Origin of the sequence: Blautia marasmi (assembly GCF_900258535.1) — a bacterium.
GTDB lineage: Bacteria > Bacillota > Clostridia > Lachnospirales > Lachnospiraceae > Blautia > Blautia hominis.
This window is the reverse complement of sequence record NZ_OIWX01000001.1, coordinates 2,109,360-2,132,468: the sequence shown is the minus strand read 5'-3', so window position 1 is coordinate 2,132,468 and position 23,109 is coordinate 2,109,360. Positions and strand designations below refer to the sequence as shown.

Here is a 23,109-nt window from a genome sequence, read left to right as displayed (position 1 = left end):
ATTTGATTCGGAATTGTCTTTTTAAGAGGATGAAAATTTGTGTATCGTAAAGTGAAGTTCGTCCTTCTAAAAAAATAATTTGGAACAAAGAGGCTCATATGGACGTATATAATAGTTATCAGGCATTCATTGCTATATTGATATTTTTTTTGGGAACTTGTATTTTCTCTTTCCTGAACGTGATCATCTACCGTGTTCCCAGAAAAATGGATTTTGTGAGGGGACATTCTCTCTGCCCATCCTGCAGTCATCAATTGGGGGCTTTGGATCTGATCCCGCTGTTCAGTTACGTTTTCCTGGGTGGAAAGTGCCGTTACTGTAAAAAGAAAATTGGTGTCAGGGATACACTCATAGAACTATTTGGCGGCGGAGCCGCGCTGTTCTGCGCCTGGTATTATAAGGAAAAGCCGGCTGTGGCATTGACCGTGTTCCTGTTTTTCTGTATTCTGACAGTAGTGGCATTTATGGATATAGATACCATGGAAATTGAGGACGGGAGCTGGATCGCCATATACATACTGGCTGTGGCTGCATGTTTTACAATGCCGGAGATATCCCTTGTATCCAGGCTCATCGGGGTTGTCTGCGTGAGTATCCCCATGCTTCTTCTGACACTGGCAGTACCGGGGGCATTCGGCGGCGGGGATATTAAGCTGATGGGTGCATGCGGGGCATTTTTGGGATGGAAGATCACACTGGTTTCCACGTTCCTTGCTATTTTACTGGGAGGAATTTGGGGGATCGGACTGCTGCTTGGGAAGAAGAAAAGCAGGAAGGACCATTTTGCGTTTGGACCGTTTCTCTGTATGGGGATGGTGATTGGCCTATTATGGGGAGAACAGATCATTTCATGGTATTTGGGATTTTTGAAAATATAACGGCTTAAGGTATGGGGATCCTATACTTTTCGACTACATATTGGGAGGCCTTTTTATGGCACAGTTTAAATATAAGGCAAGGACACTGGATGGTAAAGTAATAAAGGGCATCATGAACGTAGCTGATGACACGGAGCTGCAGCAGAAACTGCATGAACAGGATGCTTTTTTACTGAATGCCAAAGAAATGAAGAACACAAAAGGCGTGAAACAGTTCAAGCCTAAAGTCCTGGCGGATTTTTCAAGACAGTTGGGAACGCTGATCGCTTCCGGCGTTACGCTTGTCAGAGCTTTGAATATTATAGCCAGCGGTGAGGCGGTCAGCCAGAAACAGCGGGGAATCTATGAGGATCTACTCAGGCAGATCCGGCAGGGGATTGCGCTCTCGGATGCTATGGAGGCACAGAATGGCGCGTTTCCGCCTTTGATGATTTATATGTACCGCTCAGCAGAGACCAGCGGTAATCTGGATAAAGTATCTATGCAGATGGCAGAACATTATGAGAAGAGCCATAAACTGAATTCAAAAATATCCAGTTCTATGACATATCCTAAGATACTGGGGATCATGGTGGTAGCAGTTGTTCTGATACTTACTAAATTTGTGCTTCCCCAGTTTGATGAGCTGTTTGCTCAGATGGAAGAACTGCCCCTGTCTACCAGGATCCTCATGGGGTTCAGCGAGCTTCTGCAGAACCACTGGATCATAGTACTGGTAGTGGCAATACTGGTCATTGTGGGAGTCAGAGCACTGCTGTTTATTCCGAAAGTACGCCTGCAGTGGCATAGGTTTAAACTGAAAGTGCCGCTGTTTGGAAAGCTGCAGAAAACAATCTGCACTTCAAGGTTTGCGAGGACATTGAGTTCTCTGTATTCTGCCGGTATCCCCATTGTATCAGCATTGCAGATCGCAAGAAAGACAATAGGAAATGATTATATTGATGCTCAGTTTGACCAGGTGATACCCTTTGTAAGAGCAGGCAACAATCTGAGTGACGGCCTGGATCTGGTAGATGGATTTGTAAGGAAACTGTCCGACTCCATACGGGTGGGGGAGGAGACAGGTAGTTTGGATACCATGCTGTCCTCGACCGCAGATTTTATGGAATATGATGCAGATATGGCAATTGCAAAAATGGTTTCTTACGTTGAGCCGATCATGCTTTTGGTTATGGGCGTGATTGTGGCATTTGTCATGGTATCTGTATTCAGTGCTCTTTATGGCTCTTATGATTCCATTGCAGGAATGTAGTAGAAAGGGGTAACAACATGCTGACCGTATATTTATCGAATAAATACATAAGGATAGTGACAGGGGATTATGCCTCCGGAAAAGTGAGTATCCGGGGGATGTATTATACAATTGACACCACAGGATGTCTGGTGAACGGGTCCATTGTGGATGAAGAAAGCCTGCTTGAGCTGCTGCGGGAACAGTGGGAGGTGCAGAATCTTCCAAAAAAAGATGTGTATCTGGTGCTGGACAGCAATCAGTTTACTGCAAAAGTGGTGCAGGTACCGATGCTGAACGAAAAGAAAATGATGGAATACCTGAGCCGTGAATTTACGGATGTGGGGAGGATCTCCAGTCCGGTTTACGGCTATTTCCCGTTGAATGGGGGAGATAAAAAGGCAAAGATACGGCAGGTATTTGCCATGGCAGCACCCAGGGATTATGCCATACAGTTTGTTGAGCTGTTTGCGAAACTGGGTGTGAAGCTGTCCGGGATTGAATGTGCCAATGGTTCCATGATACGGCTTTTGGATAAGATGGAGCAGCTCAGAGGAAAAACTTGTATTGTCCAATTTGTGGATGAGATGAACTTAACCAATGCCCTCTTAGTTGAAGGCAGATATGAGACATTTAACAAAAAGAGACTTTTTTCAGAGCCGGGGACACCCGGATATGCGGTGGAGACGGCCAGGGCTGTCAGCAATCTGATCCAGTTTGCAAAGGCACAGAATATACCGCAGAAGATTACAGATGTGTATGTTGCGGGATTGTCGGATGAGGACTGCCTTGTTTATGAGGACAGTATAGCCCAGATCAATCCGGATCTGGGTGTGGAAAAATTGGAAAGCAGCAAACATTTTACATATGCCAAGACCAATGACCCATATATCAGCTTTGCCAATTTTGCGCTGGCCATTGGCGGAATGCTGAAGACAGACCCGAAAACAAATGTGGCGGCTCAGATTAAATACACTCCGGAGCAGATAGAGAAAAGAAAAGCCAGAAGAAAGATCACGGTTCCGGTGGGGGCGGTTATAGGCGTATTGGTCCTGGTATCCCTTGTGCTGCTGGTGAGAAAGATCATGCTGACCAGTGAATTAAAAACATTGCAGGATTACAATCAAAGCGATTCTGTCCTTGAAGCGTGTCAGGAATACGATGCAGCCCAGGAAAGAATGTCAGCCATTTCAGCCATCCACACAGGTATGGAATCCCTGGGCATAGAGCTGGGGGAATATCCTCTTGTGGACAGCACAGTGGAAAATATCATCGCCTCCTGTGCAGAGGGCCTGGTATCTGCGCAGATCAGTTCCTATGATTCCACAACGGGAATACTGAGCTTTAATACCAGTGCAGGGGATGTGGAGCAGATCAACCAGTTTATCGCGCTGCTTATGGAAGAGGAGATCTTTGCGTCTGTGGATTACACCGGATACTCACAGAATCAGGATGGAGACTGGAGTGTGAAAGTGAACTGCACAATGGCTCCGGTGCAGCAGGAGGTAGCAGGAGAATGACACTTAAAGTAACGGAGAGAGACAAAAAAATATTGCTGGTATTGGCCGTATTTCTGATTGTGTTTGGCCTGATTGCAGGGGTCCTGATGCCCCTGATGGAAAATACGCAGAAGCTGGGTGAAGAGATCGCAGAGGCAGAGGTGGAAAAGCAGGAGAAAGAAATGAAAGTGACAGCACTGCCTGGTATGAAAAACAGGATGGAAAAAGCGGAAACAGAGCTGGCTGCCATGCAGGAAAAGTACTACCCTGTGATGAAAAGTGTGGAAATTGACCGTATGATGACAAATACGGCGGTAGACTGCGGCATTCAAGTCTCGGATATGGATATTAAAATGCCTGACTTTACAGCATATACCAAGATCCTGAATTACGGAGACATTGTATTCGGTGCGGAGCAGGAAAACAGTGAGGAGACACCTTTTGACGGCATGTATACAGCCAGTCTTACGATGAATATGACAGGTTCCAGGGAAAATCTGCAGTCCATGCTGGATGTCACCGTCAGCCAGCAGCCCAGACAGAGGGTGACTGATTTTTCATGGCAGAAAAACCAGAAGGAAGGCAGCAGTGAATATACATTGAGTATGTCGGTTGAAATATATATGTACCAGGATGTAGAAATGTATGTGCAGGAGCGGCTTTTAGGCGAAGCTCTTGAAAATATGGAGGCAGAAACCGGGACAGAAGGAAACAGTGAGGCTGAGGAGCAGTAGGAGTTATCATGGACAATAATATCAGAAATGTTCGTATCGGAGACGTTTTAAAAGAATACGGATATGTCACGGAGGAACAGATAAGTGCAGCCCTGGCTTATCAGAAAGAGCATAAAGGGGTACGTCTGGGAGCTGCCCTGACGGATATGGGATTTATTTCGGAGGAGCAGCTTTTGGAAGCGCTTTCTACTCTTCTGCAGGTGCGGATCATAGACATTTCCACAATAGAGGTGGATGTGGAGGCTGTACAGAAGATCCCCAGGCAGCTGGCAGAAAAATATGAGATGCTGGCTGTAAAGCAGGCGGAGGGTGTACTGACCATCGTGTTGTATGACCCGCTTAATTTCTATGCGATTGAAGATATCCGTCAGCTCACCGGTATGCAGCTTGAAATCTGTCTCAGCGGCCGCAGCAGCCTGAAAAATGCTATTGGTTATTACTACAGTGAGGTTGAGGCCAGAAAAGCCGCAAGCGTGGCAAATGAACAGTTTGAGGATCTGGCGCTCACGGATGAGTTTGATATTGAGGAGGAGGGGGATGATGACACTCCTATTATCAATCTGCTCAGCCGTTTGATAGACAGGGCGTATAATACAAATGCGTCAGATATCCATATCGAACCGTTTGAGGATAAGACCACGGTCCGTATGCGTATTGACGGTGTGATCGTAGAATTTGTGACACTGCAGAAAAATCTGCATGCGTCTTTGATCGCAAGGATCAAGATTTTAGGCAACATGGATATTGCAGAGCGGAGAGTTCCCCAGGACGGACATTTCAGAATGAGAGTGGCAGGAGAATATGTGAATATCCGAGTGTCTGTGATCCCCACGGTATTTGGAGAAAAGGCCGTGCTCAGACTGCTTGCCAATAACTCCAATATAGATTATCCGGAAACCTTTGGTATGCACGAGGATGATTACAAGAAATTGAAGAGTATGCTGGGGTCTCCCAATGGGATCATTTATTTTACAGGACCTACAGGTTCCGGAAAAACCACCACTCTGTATATGATACTTACAGAGCTGTCCAAACGTGCAGTGAATATTTCCACCATAGAGGACCCGGTGGAGAAGAACCTGCCTAAGATCAACCAGATGCAGGTAAACAATCAGGCAGGGCTGACCTTTGAGATCGGCCTGCGGGCTTTGCTCCGTCAGGACCCTGATATTATCATGGTAGGTGAGACCAGGGATGTGGAGACTGCGTCCATCTCCGTACGTTCGGCAATTACAGGCCATCTGGTATTTTCAACGCTCCATACCAATGATGCCTCGTCTTCTATCATCAGATTGGAGGATATGGGACTGCAGTCATACATGGTTGCTAACTCTCTGGTGGGGATCATTGCCCAGAGACTTATGAGGAAGATATGTCCCGACTGCGGGGAGGAGACGATTCCCACTGCGGAGGAGCGGCTGATCGTAGGACCGGAGATTAAAAAGATCATGCACCCTAAGGGATGTCCGCAGTGCAACTATACGGGATATAGAGGAAGGATCGCGATCCATGAAGTGCTGATGATCGACAGGACTGTCCGGAAGATGATCATGGAGGGAGCTTCTGCGGAGGCCATACAGGATTATGCTGTTGAGAAGCAAAATATGAAGACACTGAAGGATGCCGGGCTGAGTATGGTCCGGGAGGGGATTACAAGTGTGGAAGAACTGAAAAAGGTAGCCTATTACAAATAGAGGACGGAAACAGGCGGTTGTCCGGTCAGTGTATATGCTGACCGTGAAATGCAGAACAGGATTTTGGCAGAAATGAAAATGGAGGGCAAGGAAATGTATGATCTGAATCAACTGATAATGATGGGAAGGGAAGAGAATGCTTCTGACCTTCATATTTCTGCGGGAATGCCGCTTATGATGCGTGTTCACGGAAAGCTGGAACAGACGCTGGCACAGCCAGATGACCATGAGACAGAGCTTATGCTGTATGGCCTTTTGGATGAGAGACAGAAGGAGCGTCTGGCAGAAGGGTATGATATTGATTTTGCGCTGGAGACACCGGACCACAACAGGCAGAGGGTGAATGTATTCCGGCAGCAGGGGAAGATTGCGGCCACAATACGACTGCTGAATAACCATATTCCCACGCTGGAAGAGCTGCATATGCCGCAGCTTTTATATAAACTGGCAGAAGAGCCAAGGGGACTGATCTTGGTCACAGGCCCTACGGGAAGCGGTAAGTCAACCACATTGGCGGCAATGATCGAACATATTAATCAGACAAGGGCAGAGCATATCATTACCATAGAAGACCCGGTGGAGTACACGTATGAGAGTAAAATGGCTCTGATACATCAGAGAGAGACAGGCAGAGATGTGATTGATTTTGCATCCGCGCTGCGAAGTGCACTGCGTGAGGACCCTGATATTATCCTGGTGGGAGAGATGCGTGACTATGAGACTATCATGGCTGCACTGACTGCGGCTGAGACAGGACATCTGGTGCTGTCAACGCTCCATACCACAGGTGCGGCACAGACTATCGAGCGTGTGATCGATGCGTGTCCCACAGGAAGCCAGAACCAGGCAAGGACACAGCTTGCGGGAGTCTTAAAGGGGGTAATCACCCAGTGTCTGATGCCTGTACCGGATGGCAGAGGAAGAATTGCCGGAACGGAGATCCTTCTGGGCACAGATGCCATAACAAATCTGATCCGTGAGAATAAGAGTCATCAGATGAGCAGTATGATGCAGTCAGGCGGTGCTTCGGGTATGCATACGCTGAATATGGATATGATGAGACTTGTGCGGGAAGGGTATATAACAAAGGAGACGGCGGTCCAGTATACTAATGATAAAAGGGATTTGGAGCAGTATTTCTAGGACCATGTCCGGCCGGCAGCCGGTGCGGGCAGTCCGGTAGTTGACTGGCAGAAGCAGTGTGTGTATTTGTATTGACAACCTTTTCTGCAGGGATACCAGATGTGGGCTTGAATAAGGAATGAGTGGATTATATGGAAAAAGGGGTATTGTACAGGAAGATTGACAAAAATAGAAAAGACAGGAACAGAAACCAGGGTGGATATACGCTGGTTGAACTTATTGTGGTCATTTGTATTGTGCTGATACTGGCTGGAGGGGCAGTGTTTGGCGTGATGACGTGGATCCGGTGGTCGCAGTTTAAGGAGCAGAATGAGTATGCGAAGACTTTGTTTAGTGCGGCGCAGAATCATTTGAATGAGTATAGTGCCAATGGGCAGTTGGGGGAACTGCAGGAAGCAGTATCAGAAGATGGGAATCATGTTAAAGTTGTAGATGTTGAAAGCCTCCGGGATACGGATGGAGATAAATATGATTTGGATAAGGTATGGCCTGAAAGCAAAGAAAAAACAGATAAGGACAGGTATCGGGACGATGTGTGTTATCTGATGGGGGACGCGGATACCTATAAAATATATCAGGAATATCAAAATGGAGAAAGGCAGAAAATAGATAAAGAGATAGAAGCTTTGTACGACTTGCTTCTTCCATATCTGTATGATCCCTCCATTCTCAATGCGTCAGTCTGTGTAGAATTTACTCCGGATGACGGGCAGGTTTTTGCTGTACTATATAGCAATAAAAACAGGACATTTGAGTATGATCTGAGCAACAGCAGCGACAGCGGTTTGGTGGATATATCCGACCGTACTACCAGTGTGCGTAAAAAACGGATGGTGGGATATTTTGGTGTGGATACGCTCTCAAAAGCCACTACCACCAAGGTACAAAAACCATCTATTACAGATGTAAAACTGAATAATGAGGATACCCTGAATCTGTCATTCCGTATTAATAAAGTTAAAGAATCTATTAATGCCATGACTTACGAGATAGGAGTATGTGACAAAGAGACAAAAAACAAAAAGCTTGTTATTCAGCTGGATGGAACAAAGCTTTTAAATAAGGAGTCAGTAAATTTAAAACCAATCATCTGTAAGGTGACCCGATATGGAAATGATGGCAAACAACTGGATACAAGAGAGTACCCATTTCTTGTGTGGATGGAAGAAAATGAGACCGTCAGAATGGTTCTTGATGCGGCTGACTTAAGTGCAACCACTACATATTATAACGGAGCAATGGATTTAATCACAGCGGATGAATTAAAGTCCTCTTCTGATGTGTATGAAATATTTAGAGATACATACAGCTTTAAAAGGTTCGGGGTAGATACCGAGGATATTTATTGTACAGTAAAGGGATTAGGGACATACTATAAGCCTACTGCAAGGAAACAGAGCAACAGCACGAATACATATTTTTATTCATACAAATCAGTAGATAATAATGACAATAGTCTGACATATACATATGCCGTTTCAAATGCAAGACACTTGTATAATATCCGGTACCGTGAGGATTTACTGGCAAAAGAGGCAAAGCCGGAAGTGATTTATAATGTATATGAATTAACGCAGAATATAAACTGGAAACAGTTTATTACGGGTGGAAGTCTATATGATACGGATAATACATATAGGACTGAAAATGTCACGTCTGATACGGCAGCGGTGAAGGCGTTACAGGATAAAAAAACGGCGTTTCCATCCATCTGCCGTCTGAACAGTAATTCTGTACTAGAGAGCCGCGGGGATAAGGCGTATACCGTGAGTGGTCTTACAATAGAGGAGAAGGCGAACAGCAAATCAGCAGTCTATGGGACTGAGACGGTATTGGGTAAGATTAAAAATAAAGATAATGGTCCCACAGGCTTGTTTGTTACCAATAACGGTAAAATGAAAAATGTTTCGCTGGATCAGATTGAAGTCAAAGGGACAAATTCTGTAGGAGCTTTTTGCGGAGAAAATGACGGTGTTCTTGATCAGCTTACAGTTAATAATTCTGATGCAGAAAACAATCCAAGTACGATTGTAGGAAAGTCAGATGTAGGAGGTATTACCGGAGCTGAGACCCTTAAGGCAAAAGCAGAATACAAGAATCTGGTAAATAGAGCTGAAGTGACTGGTAAAAGGTATGTGGGAGGCATAATCGGACAAATTTCTGTAACTGGCACCAGAAAAGTCATAGTAGAGAAATGTGAAAATTATGGTGTGGTACAGGCGGAGCCCTTTAATCCCGAAAAAGGTACAGATGCAGCTTCTGCAAAATACATAGGCGGTATTATAGGACTGTGTAATAATAATACATCTCATGAGGACAGCCTACAGATTAAAGAATGCAAAAGTTCTCCGCAGTACATAATCGATGATGACGAAGACCTGTTTAAAGAAGAAAATAAAGAGAAGCTGACTAAAGAACTAAATGGTGTTTATGTAGGCGGAATTGTGGGATATAACAGAGACAGTCTGATTATTGACTGTAATACAGAAAAGGAAAAAAATCAGGAAGGATATATCTTTGGATATCAGTATGTAGGCGGTATTGTAGGGTATAATGAAAGTTCTACCATAGCACTTGATGGAAATAAAGGGATAAATGAAACAAATGTTATCGGTGATTCTTATGTTGGGGGGATTTGCGGTGCCAATACGGGAGTTTTGAATCCGGATGACCTAGAGGATGCAGAGAAAGTTCCCGTTCCTTCCTTTAAAAGAGATGAGTCAAAGATAGTCAGTAACTGGATCAATAGAGGTATTGTTGCAGCCAGAAAAAACTATGTGGGCGGTATCACGGGCCTCAATACAGGCATTGTGGAAAATTGCACAAGCGAAGTTGTGGCCGATGAAACTGCGCAGGATATAACAGATGCCAGCAGCCTTAAAGGAGATTATGCAGGGGGGATTTCAGGTTACAATAATGGAGTTATCACTGCAGATACTAATACGTTATCAGGGCTGATCAGCAGTGATGACAGGATTTCACTAGTCTGTTATATCACTGGAAAAAACTATGTGGGCGGAATCGTAGGTTATAATGATGTAGATGCAGAAGTTAATAATTATGCTCTTACTGGAGGACATATTAAAGGAACCGGTACATTTGTAGGAGGATTTGCAGGGATAAATGTATCAAAATCTCTTCTTGCAGGGCAAATAATAGAATCAAATCCAAATGAGATTACGGGAAAATATTGTGTGAGTGGTACAATTGGCGGTAATATCATAGTGTCTGATGAAGATATCTATACGGAATTCAACTCTGATAATTTCCTGGGGAATGTAGATGCGGATGCCTTTGCAGGAGGATTTATCGGGTATAACTTGATTATTGGAGGAAGTCTGGAACAAGGGATACAGTATGTAGATTATGTGGTAGACACGATCCTTGATTTGGCAGAGAATAAAAGCCTGGAAGAATTTGTAGATAGTTTTGGTGATATAAAAACAGAGCCGACAGATGCCAGATTAACAATTATCGGTACAGAGGAAGAGACAATTCAGCAAATTCGTTTCGGCAGCCTTGCTGCAGATGTTTATGTGGGGGGCGTTGTGGGATATAATGCGGAAGACACATGTCTTACCATCAGCGGAGTAATCAACAAGACACCTGTGGAGGCAAGGAAAACAATACAGAATCCTGATGAAAATGAGGATCGACCGGATGCGGACTATTCTTATGCAGGTGGAATTATTGGCAAGGTGGGGAAAAACGTACAGGTTATAAACTGCAGAAATTTGGATGTGGGTGATGTTACTACGGATGGAACTTATCTTGGTGGAATCTGTGAAATTAATGACGGCACTATTGAGGACTGTTATGTATCCAGTATTGGAAGTTCAGATAAAAGTTTTGTAGGCGGTATTGCGGGATTAAATAAAGGTGACGGTTTAATTCAGAATTGTAATTTTACAGAGGGAAAAACAATAACTGGTAATACATATGTAGGTGGTATTGCAGCTGAAAATTATGGTGTGATTAAAGAACCCTATTTATTCAATGGAACCATTAATGCATATGGAAATTATGCAGGGGGTGTAGCGGGATATAATTACGGAGTATTGGATTTACAGGTAGAGATTGATAAGGGATCTATAGACGTTTTTATGAATGCTTATGCATTTATAGGGTCGTTGGGAAGGTATACAGGCGGACTTATTGGAGCTAACAGCGGTCAGATTCTTACAAGTGCAGGAAAATCCAAATTCACCTTTACTGGGAGTGTAAGCGGTGATGAGACTGTAGGTGGTATCGTTGGCAGCAACAGCGTTAATGAACTGGTGAATCTAAAGAACGCATCATCCGTTACAGCAGTAAATGGTGCAGCCGGGGGAATAGCAGGAGAATTGTCATCCTCTGTACTAAGCTGCCACAATGAGGGATATATTCTCGCTACAAAAGCGGGAGATGCAGGGGGAATTGTATCTGTAAATGAGCAGGACGGTATTATTAAAAAATGTGATGATCGAGGGGAAGTAACAGCAGCCAATGGTGACTGTGGTGGTATTGCGGGCAGCAATGCAGGTTATATTGGGGATAGTACTGTCAGTGCAGGGATTAATTTTGAAGGCCAGAAAAACGCAGGTGGTATTGCCGGTGTGAACCACGGTATCATTCAGAATGTTGAGGTAAGAGATATTACAGTTGCGAATGCACCTGACAGTTCAGCAGGAAATATAGGAATTGTAGTGGGATTTAACAATGGAACCCTGGAATGGACGTCTGATATTGTGGCTGTTGAAAACAGCAAAGCCTATACATATGTTTCCGGCAGTAATGTAGGAGGTATTGCAGGAAATAATAAGAACAGTATAGCAAATGCAGTGATCAATAATGTTGAGATGGGATTTGCCGGAAATAATGCCACCTATGCGAATATGGGAGGTATTGCGGGGATCAATAACAGTGTAATCTCAACATGCACCGTATATGGTAATATAACCGGTGATATGGGTGGTGCAGATACCGGCTATGGAGGAATTGCAGGAGTCAATAACAGCAGTATATCAGACTGCAGCTATGAGGGCAGCCTCCTTACTAATGGTTCTGCAGATAATATTGTAAATCTTGGAGGCATTGCGGGAAAAAACAACAGTTCAGCATCTATTATGCGATCCTTTGTTGGTATACAGAAGACAACCGTTATTAAAACGGGAAACACCAATGGGAACGCGGCTATGGGATACGTCGGCGGGCTTGCAGGGTGGAATCTGGGGACCGTGCTGGACAGTGATAATTATACTAATTCTACAGCCAGTGTTACAATTGAAAACTATGCCGGCCATACGGGCGGTATTGTTGGATATCAGGCGGAAGGTGCGGTTGTTGGTGGGGAAGCAGATAATATTCTCTCTACTGGCCGAAAATGGTCTGTAATATCTAGGTATTATTCCAATGATGCTGGAACCGGTGGTATTATAGGGTATAGTGCATCCGGTCAGGATATCCGTTACGTGAGTAATTATGCAGGAGTATCAGCAACATCTACGGCCTCTAATGTTACTGCAGGCGGAATGATCGGGCGTATGGAGAATAAAGAAAATAATGCTATGAGGATTGAGTATGCTCATAACTATGGCTCTGTAAATGGTATGCTCAGCGGTGGCCTGATTGCCAGGCTTAAATACAAAGGAGCTACGTTTATAAATTCCACCAATCATGGGACAATTAAGGGCTCTAATGGCAGCGCGGGTCTGGTTGCCTCTTTCTATAGGACAGATAGAGGTACTTCCGCAGTCTTTGACAATTGCGGTAACTATGGAAATATTGATGCAGGAAGCAGCAGTGCAGGCGGTATTACGGGGATCGCAGATAGCGGAAATGATAGTGACCTGAAAGTAATCTATACAGATTGTGTGAATGTAGGCTGTATTTCCGGCGGGACAATAGGCGGGATATCAGCCAGTGGAAATAAGGAGGAGGCTTACTTTTACCGCTGTCGTAATTATGGTAACTCTAAATCGGATGCTTTTGCTGGAATCGTATCTGCAAACTATAAGGTTATGCAGGATTGTATAAGTATCACCAATAAAAAGAATCTTACCAATAAAGAAGGCGGAACAATCCTTGACTCTTACTATCTGGGGAGCGGTGAAATTCCGGAACCACCACAATATGATGGCGTGTATTTGTCAAATGTAGACCACAGCGGAACAATAAATACTGGTAATCCGGTGGAAAATCTGTATAGTCTGGATGAGAGCAGATTTGCCTTTAATACCGCCAGCGAGCAGAAATATGCGGCGTTTTATTTTAAAAATTCGCCAGCACTCACTAACTTTGGCGTTTTCTGGGCTAATAACGGTGAGGCAGGTGTGGTTAGAAAATATCGGTTTACCGTGTCATGCAACAGCAGCGCCAGATTCCTGACAGCTGAGGGGACTTGGTCAGATGATCCGAATCAGGCTTACATCTTTACCTCATATGGAACAGACTCTTACAGTAAGTCCTATTGGAGTACCGATTTAAGCGGAGATATGGATATATCTGATATCAGACTGGAGGTGGTATCAGTCCGAAGCGGTAAATTCTCTTCTTCCGGAAAATTTGAAGACAGTGATAAAAACGGAGCAGATAACACTAATGTTTGTATTTATGCGGTCAGTGCGTCTGCGGAAGTGGATAACAATATTTCTACATCAGATGCTGTATATGAAGCAGAAAGAAATTATCAGGCGGCAAAAACCGAAAAAGAGGCTATAGATAATGATGTAGTTGAAAATCAGAAAAAACTCGATGATGCAAAAGAGGCCTATGAAAAGGTGAGATACCAGACAGACTGGGAAATTTCATATGGCCCTAAGGGTAAGGTGTCGGTAGACACAGATATAAATAACATATTTAAAAATTTATCATTGGAACAGTCAAAATGGAATCGCGGCATTCTGAAGACGACAGAAAAAGAACAAGGATTCCAGATTATCCTTACAGCGCCCGAGGGAGGGAAAGCGGTAGACGGGCTGAAAATTCTGTGGGCTGGAAATGCCAACAATGACAATAGTAACATTCGTACTTATAAATATACAGTGACTTTCCATTATGCAGATGATACTTCGACAGAACCTAAGGAGATAATATCACAGGGCTGTTTTTATAAAGCCGCATTAGAAGAGGATTTGACAGCATATCTGGATAGAGATAAAAGTATTTTGTCTATTGAAATTAATATATCAAGTGTAACAGAGGGCCAAGGGGTTGTAAGAGAATATGCCTGTCTTTGGTATATTGATATAGCCAATGCATGCCCTGAGAAAGGAGTGTATGAAGATGCACAAAAGGTATATGATGAGTTACTGATAAAACAGAAGATAGTACAGAACGAACTGGAAGACAGAAGAGCTGAACTGGAAGCAGCAGCCTATTATACAGGAAGCATCAGCGGTATCAGTGCCTGTACGAAATGGAAAGAACCGGAAATGGATACACCATCCGATACGGATTCTCCATACGGACATAAAGCTGTTTCTGGTAAGGCAGATGGTTTATATGTTATTCAGGGTTCAGAAGCTATTGGTTCTTCACATTTTAAAATTTCCGGACTTCAATATGATCCCACATCCGGATTTAACGATTTTTCTCAGACAACAACGGGGAACAGGTATAAAGTATACGCAGAAGTGGATGAAAAGGTAAAAGAATATTATACGAAAGGAAAAGAAACACCTGATGGAATACAGAACAATGTAAATATCAGTAATGCGGAGGGCGTTCTGAAATTTAGCTGGATTCATAAAGGAAGAGATTATTATGCTGACCAGATTGTATACAGAGTTACCAGAACTGATGGTGTAGTGGAGGAATACTTTACAGAACCGATTACCGTATCTTATGGAATCCAGACCTACTCAATGAATATACCTGATAACTGGTATAATGCGTCCATTGAAGTATTTGTCAGATCTGTCAGTGGACAGTATGTACCTGGGGATTATGATTCACTTGTTTACGGGCCTGAGAAAGAAAGATTGCAGGATTATACATCTGCTTGGGTAAAAGCAGAAGGTGTTGTACAGCAGCCTCAAGCCGCACCAAAGGTTCATTTGGAACTGGAAGCCTATGATAAGGAAGAGAAAACAGGCACGTATAACTATGTGGCAGTATTGGAGAATAAGGACGATTACAAGGGAGATAAGGACACCACAGTTATAGTAAATATCAATGGTAAAGAACATGAGATAAAAACCAGCGACGGAAGATCAGCCGGTTTTACGTTCAACCACAATGAAAACCAGTTAATTACCACTTATGCAAAGAAAAATGATAAGTATGCAGAATCCATTAGAGTAACTGTTCAGTCTGCTTTATATGGCGGTGAACAGATGAATGGAAACGATTATGTGGTGACAAAATTTAACGACTTCTATGGAGATCGTCCAGGCAATCTGTATAATCAAGTGACCATGGACAGTGCAGATGGCAAACAGACTGAACTGTATATGAATTCTGAACTGGTGATCAGCGATTATCAATTTAAAAATGCTGATGGTGAGCATGTCAAGACCTGTGATGTGTCTGTGGCTTATGGAAATTCCCATGTGACGCAGTTGGGTGGGACTATGACCAGTAATCTGAATGATCTTCCATCGGATTTGTTGAATTACGGAAATATTACAGTGAGAACCTATCCATGGCAGAACCAGGCGTTTATCTGCTGGTATGGTCATCCGGTAAAGAGCGGTATTACTCAGACGGAATTGATATCTTATATGGATGGCAGTGAGCAGCTGGTTGATAGTGAAAGATTAGAACAAGCCGTGTTTACAAAGGATGGTCTTTCATCCGGATATGTTCTTCGTTTAAATGCAAATGAAACCTATGATATCATCTATAGCGCGGTGCTGGCTAACACATCTACTTACAGTATGCAGATAGATGAAAAGGTGTATAGAGTGTCTGAGGGAAAGGTATCCTCAGGAAGTTATGTAAAGAAGATTCAGCCGGTTCCATCCATAGAGGAAAGTAATCCACTCAGTGAAAATGGTAAGGAATACACTTTTATCTGGGATAGAGGGTTTGCAGAGGAAGATGCTGTATACGAGGCTGCATTGTCAGGTATTACATCTGACGGTGTGAATGTCCTTCTGGATACTGTAACAGTAGATAAAAATGTAAAGGGAAGCTATCAAACCGATGAGCAAGGGTACTGGACATATACATTTGAGGACACAGAGGAAGTCTGGAACTATCCGAGGGTTTCTATTTCCATACTTAGAGTTGGAACGCTCATTGACAAAAAGACAGAAAAGTTTCCGGTATCTTCGTCGGTTCTGTATCCTATAAAGCTGAGATTCAGCCAAATTTCCAGACCGGTTGTCTCACTTCACAAAGGGGTGGGTGGAACACAGAAAAATTCATTGATTTATGATGTGCTGTGGAGCACAGTGCCTTCTGAACAAGAACGGGAAGAAGCGGCGTCTTATGAAATTATTGTCAGGCCTTCAGATGCAGGTGCGGCATTGGTATTTGAATCTGTGGAGGAATGTAAAGAAGCTCTTAATAAGGCAGAGAAGCTTTATGAGTGTAAGGAAGATGTAAAAATAGTGGATGTTGCGCAGGACAGCAGGATGTATACGTGGACTGAAAATATCAACGGAGCAGATGTAGAAAAGAGTATGTTACTGACCTGGAACATGGACGAGAAAACACTGAATAAGAATCTGACGGAAATCTGGACGTTTCCTGTTTTGGATGTTGAAAAAGGTGCTGGTAGTATCAAGAAACTACTTGATTTAAATGATTACGAAAGAAATGAGGAAATTAGTATATCTGTTCGTGCATTGTCTGGGGACGATGCTGAAATGTATCGTGACGGACAGCAGGGTGTTGCCAGGGAAATTACACTTCCGGACCGTTTGATCGTACCGGATATGGCAAGTCTTATAGGAAGACCCGAGTATGCGTATCATGAAGAAGGTCGAACGGATACCTATGTAACGCAAGAGGATTTCAAGGAAAATGGAATAACTCTTATTATGGAAGATACGGACGATAATTACTATCAAGGTAAATATGAAATAGCGGTAGCAGTTTACGAGAATCGTCAGGAAGAAGAGTCAGACAGAAGAAGTCCTGGGGATGCACCAACAGATGACCAAACGGATTCATACTGGAATTCAGGCGCAATTGAGACATTGATCAGCAAAAGCGACGAAATAACAATGGATGGTAACTTTAACAGTGCGTCCTATCAATTAAAAGGTATGAGTACAGCATATGGAGGTAAATGGCTGAAAATTGTTATGAGAAGTGTATCTGACAGTAATATCAGCTCATGGTGGACAGATGAGGACGAGACGGCAGAAGGGACGGTTAATTATAAATGGATTCGGATTCCCCGTTTACAGACAGAGGAGCCTGTTCTATCTGAAGAAACCGCTTTTGTATATTATGATGCTGAGGAAGAGGAATGGAGCTTTGAGCAACATGATCCGAATGATATCCCAGCGGAGCAGACAGAGCTGAGATTTTCTCCGCAGAAGTATGGTGACGGTTACCGAATACAGAGAGTACATACAGCTTCAGGAACGGATATAGATCCAAATACAGAATATCTCAAATACGATACGGATTGGATTTATCTTGAAGCAGCTGAGGACGGAAAGCTTGATATTTATTGTAATTCTTCTTCAAACGATTTCGGATCTGAAATCATGCAGGATGATGGACATATTTGTAAGCAGGATATAACGGCAGATTATGTTGGAACAATCCAGGAAGGAGGGGAAGCTGTAGAGCTGCCATTAACGGAAACAGCAATTCAGGATGCTGACAGTTCAGGCAATATATTCAGAAGCAGTACAATTCTTAAATGGGAAACAGGTTCAGAAGGAAATGCATCTTATTTCAGGCTGATTCTACCCGATGTGGAAAAAGTACTTGAATATACTGATGATGCTAACAGGTTTACGGCCCAGGTTTCTGTTCAGTCAGTAGTGTTGGACGAAAATATAGAAAGATATGAAAGTTCTAATATATCTAATTGGTATCAATTTAAGATGGATGAGTCTTTCTGGGAGAGAAATATATGCTCACTTCAAGACTACGGTGAAGGGCCTCGGGTTACAGGCGAGTTGTCCGCATCCGGCTATTCTGGAGTTGCATATCAATTCGCTGCTGATTCAGAGGATTGGTTGGTATATCAGGTTGAGGTAACTGACTCACAGGGTAATACAGCGGATATAAGATATTTAAGCTCATACGGAGTAGGTATACGACCAAATGTGAGAACACTCCTGACATTGGAGGATGAGATATATTCAAAGTTTGCGCCTACGAACGGAACGGTATATTATATTTCTCTGCGTGCTGCTTACATCTATGGAGACGGCGGGGGAATCAGTAAATGGTCAGATTGGACGGATGCTCAGCAGATACCGAAACTGCAGCGGGCAGAAGAAGTCAGGACAAATGAGTCAGCCGTGTCAATTAAGGCTATTGTTACAGACTTTTCAGGGGCTGTTACAGAGCTGGAAGCAGAAGGGCGGAAAATACAGTGGGAGTTTGATCAGTATACGGATACTAAAATAACAGGGTACCGGATACAGACTGTATCCGGTGCCTGGCTGGAAGTATATAAAGGAAATGACGGTGTATGGTATTTAAGAGATGAGGAGAATAAAGAGGTTTTGCTTTCTCAGAATCAGATAATAAATATAGCACCTGTATCACTGTTGGACTCCGGGGAGGGAGCCTACGCCTTATCAGCAGATATTTATTTTGAATGCCGTACAGTTAAGAATGGAATGGAGTTTACCGTAACTCTTCCAGAAAAATCGCTAAAAGTACAGTTAGATAATCAGGAGTTTGAATTTGTAAATGATGAGGATATAAGTGTGCTGCCCATACCTAAGGAAGGGTATCAGACTGTGGATTCATAACACCATACTATATGCATGTTAAAAAGAAGTATAGGCCGGAAAATCAATTTTCCGGCCTCAAAAAGAAAGGGATTTGTATATGAAGAAGAGGGTATTAAACGAAAAGAAAGGATCAGCACTTTTAGTTGCCATTGCTATCATGGCAGTTATTATGATGCTCAGCCTTGCACTTTTGCTGGTATCTTATTCTTTGTATTCAACGGCCAGAAGACAGCAAGACACAGAGCAGTGCAGGGAGATGGCGCAGTCGTTGAGCCGGAGTCTGGAGTATGAGATCACCATTCCGCCAACTGCGGCTTATGAAGCCGGGGCGTCAGAGAAGTATCCATTATGGTTTTACCTTCGGTATAATATTTGGCAGAATAGTTGGAATTATTATAACTATGAGGAAAGAGGGCATACGTCGGAATATGCTTATAGGTATTTTAATGCGTATGCAGATGAAATAACAGAATCGGGGCTAAAAGAACTTATGGATAACATTTCCATTTTGATTTACTGGGAAAGTGAGGCCGAAAGCACAGATGAAGAGGGAACCGAACTTGTGGTGTCCGTAACCTGTGGAAAAGGTAATGTAAAGAGTACCATAGTGACATGTTATATACTTTATTTACCGGAGAACACAAATAAAGCCAAATATAATACACTAGAGGGAAAAGACGATGAAAATATAAACCCGGATAATAATACGATTCAGGCAGAAGATATGTGGGGATGGTCATTTAGTGAACGGGAATAAGGGGGAGCTCAGATGCAGAAAAAATCAGCAGGGTTAAAAAATAATGTGGATTTAACGAATGGATCTACAATGATAGAAACATTAGTTGGATTTTTAGTTGTGGTAATAATGATCCTTATGTTTTCAAAAGTAGTGTCGGTATCTGTAGAAATGCTTAATGCAACACAAAAAGTAATTGACAGAACAGAGCTGTTTAATGAAAAGGTATATTTGAGAAAAAATTATTGGAAGACTGCCGGTATGGATATTTACTATACTATTGATACAGAGAAGACAAATACAAAAAATAAAGCAAAGCAAATAAAACTTCAGCAGAAAGATGCAAGTGTAAACTATTATTTTGATGATGAAGATACGAACCTTAAAATGTTTAGATTTAATATGAAGGATATGATAAATGGTACAACCAAGTAGTCTTCACGAGGAGTCTAACTGTAATTTTATATTAAAATAAACTGGGTGCATGTATGAAACTTTTAAAGAATGAAAAAAGGAAAGTCATAAAAATGAATAGAAAAAAAGTAAGGGATGCCGTTTCCGATAGAAAAGGTGTTACTTTGATTGAGCTGATAGTTACATTTGCGCTTATCAGTCTATTTGTTGTGCTGTCATGTCAGGTAATGGCATCCGCTATGAATCTTTATCATAAAATACAGGGAATCAATTATGGCAGACAAGTTTCGGATACATTGATGGATAAGATTGTTGGAGAAATCGCAGGGGCACAGGTGGGTATAAAACAAGTATCAGGAGAGGGGAAGGGAAAAGCGGCGGCTAGTACTGAGCATAGTCTGATCATTGATAATAGTGGAAATAAGATTGATCTATATGATGGTTCCGGGAGCCATATATACATAACCAGTGATAAGTATAAAAACTCTGATATTAAGCAGTTGATCATTTTTTATTACAGAGTCGAGACAACAGAGAAGGGCAGTGAAAAAAAAGTTATCTATGAACCCGTTAATTGGACTTTTGATGAAAAAGCATATCTGGGTTATGAGATAAAAGAGCTGCAGTTTTCCCTGGCAGATCCGAGTGGTAATATATATTCTCCGAATGTGATCAGGATAGATTTGACTTTAAAGCATCATCAAAACAAATATGGAGATTATTCTGCTACCAGATATGTAGAGTGCTATAATTTTCAGAGTGAAGATGAGTTGGATATGATCATAGGACCTGGTAAGGGGGACAAGGAAGAGCCGGTTGACCCACCGACGCCGCCAGTCAACCCTGATTCACCGGATGAAGTTGGTGATGGGAAGATATATATTCACCATAATAAAGATGAGGTGTTAAATATAAAAGCGGCTAAAAATCCTTACAAAAAGTTGTATAAAGAAAGTAGTGATGCAAATACTTTTATATTTCCTGCAGGTATATATAAAGAAAATGATACATATTATTTCTTCCCAAAGGATGTAGTTGTGAACAAGAATGACTATAAAGAAAATGATTTTGATAAATTTTGTAATAACGATAATATGAGAAATAAATGTCATATCATTTTAGATAAAGGCAGGATATATACAGAAGAGGATGCAGAATATGGTTGGTGGAAATCAGGCAGTAAACCCAGCCGGGGTAATATCTATATTTACCAAGGGCGTTATTATCTATGTAATGATGAAGGGGCATCGCCAAATGTAGGTGCAAATCCTTATGGATGGGTAGATGTGACGAGTTATGTTGAAATTAAGAATGAAAACTAGTTATAAATTTTAGTTGTTTCCCATATTGACAATCCCAACTTCCCTTGCTATAATACCAACCATAAATGAAAGAACAAGGGCGTTCTTATTCGGAGGGTACTCTGGATAAGCACGCCCATTTTTTATTCCAAAGTCACACACCGGACAATTTTTCCGCATCAACAAGACCACAATGAGACTAAAACCGGACTTACCGCCCGCCTCCTAAGCACCCGTATCCGGTTCCATTCCTATCACCCATCAAGAGAGGAGATAATACAATGCAAAACTACACCAGGGAAGCAATCCTTCGCATGGCAGAGGAAGAGGACGTAGAATTCATCCGCCTGCAGTTCACCGATATGTTCGGTACATTAAAAAATATTGCGATCCCATCCAGCAAGTTAGAAAAAGCCATGGATAACCGCTGCGTCATAGACGCGTCCTCCATCGGAGGTTTTATCCGGAACGAGGAGGCAGATATGTATCTGCATCCCGACCTGTCCACCTTTACCATCCTCCCATGGCGCCCTCAGCAGGGAAAAGTGGCCCGGTTTATCTGTGATATTTATCAGGAAGACGGTACACCCTATAAAGAAAGCCCTCGATTCATTTTGAACCGTGTTGCAGCGAAAGCCGCAGAGATGGGATATTCCCTTATGGTGAACCCGGAATGCGAGTTTTTCCTTTTCCACACAGACGATAACGGTATGCCCACAACCACAACACATGAAAAGGCGGGATACATGGATTTAAGTCCTGTGGATCTGGGTGAGAATGCCAGACGTGACATGGTGCTGACTCTTGAGGAGATGGGATATGAAATTGAATCCTCCCACCACGAAATAGCCCCCGGACAGCATGAGATTGATTTCCAGTTCTCCGATGCCCCGGAGACCGCCGATAAAGTGATGACCTTCAAGGTGGCTGTGAGAACCATAGCAAAGCGCCACGGCCTTCACGCCACATTCATGCCCAAACCAAAAGCAGGCGTCAACGGTTCCGGTATGCATGTGAACATGTATCTGATGAAAGACGGAAAGAACATTTTTTCAGACCCGTCTGATGACCTGGGACTGAGCCATGAGGGATATTCCTTCCTGGCCGGCATTTTTGCGCATATCAAGGGCATGACTGCCCTGTGCAACCCCCTTGTAAATTCTTATAAAAGATTAGCCCCCGGTTTTGAAGCACCCTCAGACATTACTTGGTCATCCAGGCAGCGCACCGCATTGGTACGGGTACAGACCCAGCGGGACGAAGGCGCGAGGCTGGAGCTGAGAAGCCCGGATTCTTCCGCCAATCCATATCTGGTATTTGCACTGTGTCTGGCGGCAGGCCTGGATGGGATTGAAAAGAACCTGCAGGCTCCAAAAGAGCTGAAAGAAAATATCCGGAAACTCTCCAGGGAGGAGAAGGAGAACGCAGGCATTGATACCCTGCCGGAAAATCTCAGTGAGGCTCTGGAAGAATTTCAGAAGGACCCTCTTATGAGAGCCGTGTTGGGCGATACTTTTACAAAGTGCTATGTGAAAGCAAAGAGAAAAGAGTGGGAGAGCTACATGGAACAGGTTTCTGAGTGGGAGATCGAACAGTATCTGTACCGTGTATAAAGGAACAGGAG

The 23,109-nt window shown here is 43.0% G+C and carries 11 protein-coding genes; all 11 read left to right on the top strand.

All coding sequences use genetic code 11. The features are described from left to right. Window positions 1-98: 98 nt before the first annotated feature. The 11 genes from C6P39_RS09245 to glnA all read left to right on the top strand — a co-directional run bounded on the left by C6P39_RS09245 (window position 99) and on the right by glnA (window position 23,098). A complete protein-coding gene (locus tag C6P39_RS09245; protein ID WP_104803573.1) occupies window positions 99-878 on the top strand; it encodes a prepilin peptidase in 780 nt (259 codons plus the stop codon). A gap of 55 nt (window positions 879-933) precedes the next feature. Then, complete coding sequence (locus C6P39_RS09240; protein ID WP_104803572.1) at window positions 934-2,130, top strand: type II secretion system F family protein; 1,197 nt, start codon at window positions 934-936, stop codon at window positions 2,128-2,130. Between the two features lie 17 nt (window positions 2,131-2,147). Next, window positions 2,148-3,629: a type IV pilus biogenesis protein PilM gene (locus tag C6P39_RS09235; RefSeq protein WP_104803571.1), complete on the top strand. Its 1,482-nt coding sequence runs from the start codon at window positions 2,148-2,150 to the stop codon at window positions 3,627-3,629. Next, window positions 3,626-4,342: a hypothetical protein gene (locus tag C6P39_RS09230; RefSeq protein ID WP_104803570.1), complete on the top strand. Its 717-nt coding sequence runs from the start codon at window positions 3,626-3,628 to the stop codon at window positions 4,340-4,342. Before C6P39_RS09235 ends, C6P39_RS09230 begins: the two co-directional genes overlap by 4 nt. Before the next feature lie 8 nt (window positions 4,343-4,350). After that, window positions 4,351-6,036: a GspE/PulE family protein gene (locus C6P39_RS09225; protein WP_242987001.1), complete on the top strand. Its 1,686-nt coding sequence runs from the start codon at window positions 4,351-4,353 to the stop codon at window positions 6,034-6,036. 72 nt (window positions 6,037-6,108) lie between these two features. Beyond that, window positions 6,109-7,179, top strand: coding sequence for a type IV pilus twitching motility protein PilT (locus tag C6P39_RS09220; RefSeq protein ID WP_278277997.1), 1,071 nt, complete (start codon window positions 6,109-6,111; stop codon window positions 7,177-7,179). Window positions 7,180-7,310: 131 nt separating this feature from the next. Next, entirely contained in the window at window positions 7,311-19,052 is an 11,742-nt protein-coding gene (locus C6P39_RS09215) for a prepilin-type N-terminal cleavage/methylation domain-containing protein (protein WP_104803569.1), read from the top strand. A 79-nt stretch (window positions 19,053-19,131) separates the two neighbouring features. Next, window positions 19,132-19,791 carry a hypothetical protein gene (locus C6P39_RS09210; protein ID WP_104803568.1) on the top strand — a complete coding sequence of 220 codons (660 nt, stop codon included), beginning with the start codon at window positions 19,132-19,134 and terminating at the stop codon, window positions 19,789-19,791. A 12-nt stretch (window positions 19,792-19,803) separates the two neighbouring features. After that, on the top strand, window positions 19,804-20,205 hold the full coding sequence (locus C6P39_RS09205) for a hypothetical protein (RefSeq protein ID WP_104803567.1): 402 nt from the start codon (window positions 19,804-19,806) through the stop codon (window positions 20,203-20,205). A gap of 92 nt (window positions 20,206-20,297) precedes the next feature. Next, entirely contained in the window at window positions 20,298-21,506 is a 1,209-nt protein-coding gene (locus C6P39_RS09200; RefSeq protein ID WP_158661514.1) for a pilus assembly FimT family protein, read from the top strand. A gap of 260 nt (window positions 21,507-21,766) precedes the next feature. Continuing rightward, the gene (gene glnA, locus C6P39_RS09195) at window positions 21,767-23,098 is read left to right on the top strand and encodes a type I glutamate--ammonia ligase (RefSeq protein WP_104803565.1); all 1,332 of its coding nucleotides are present in this window, start codon (window positions 21,767-21,769) and stop codon (window positions 23,096-23,098) included. The last annotated feature ends 11 nt before the right edge of the window (window positions 23,099-23,109 follow it).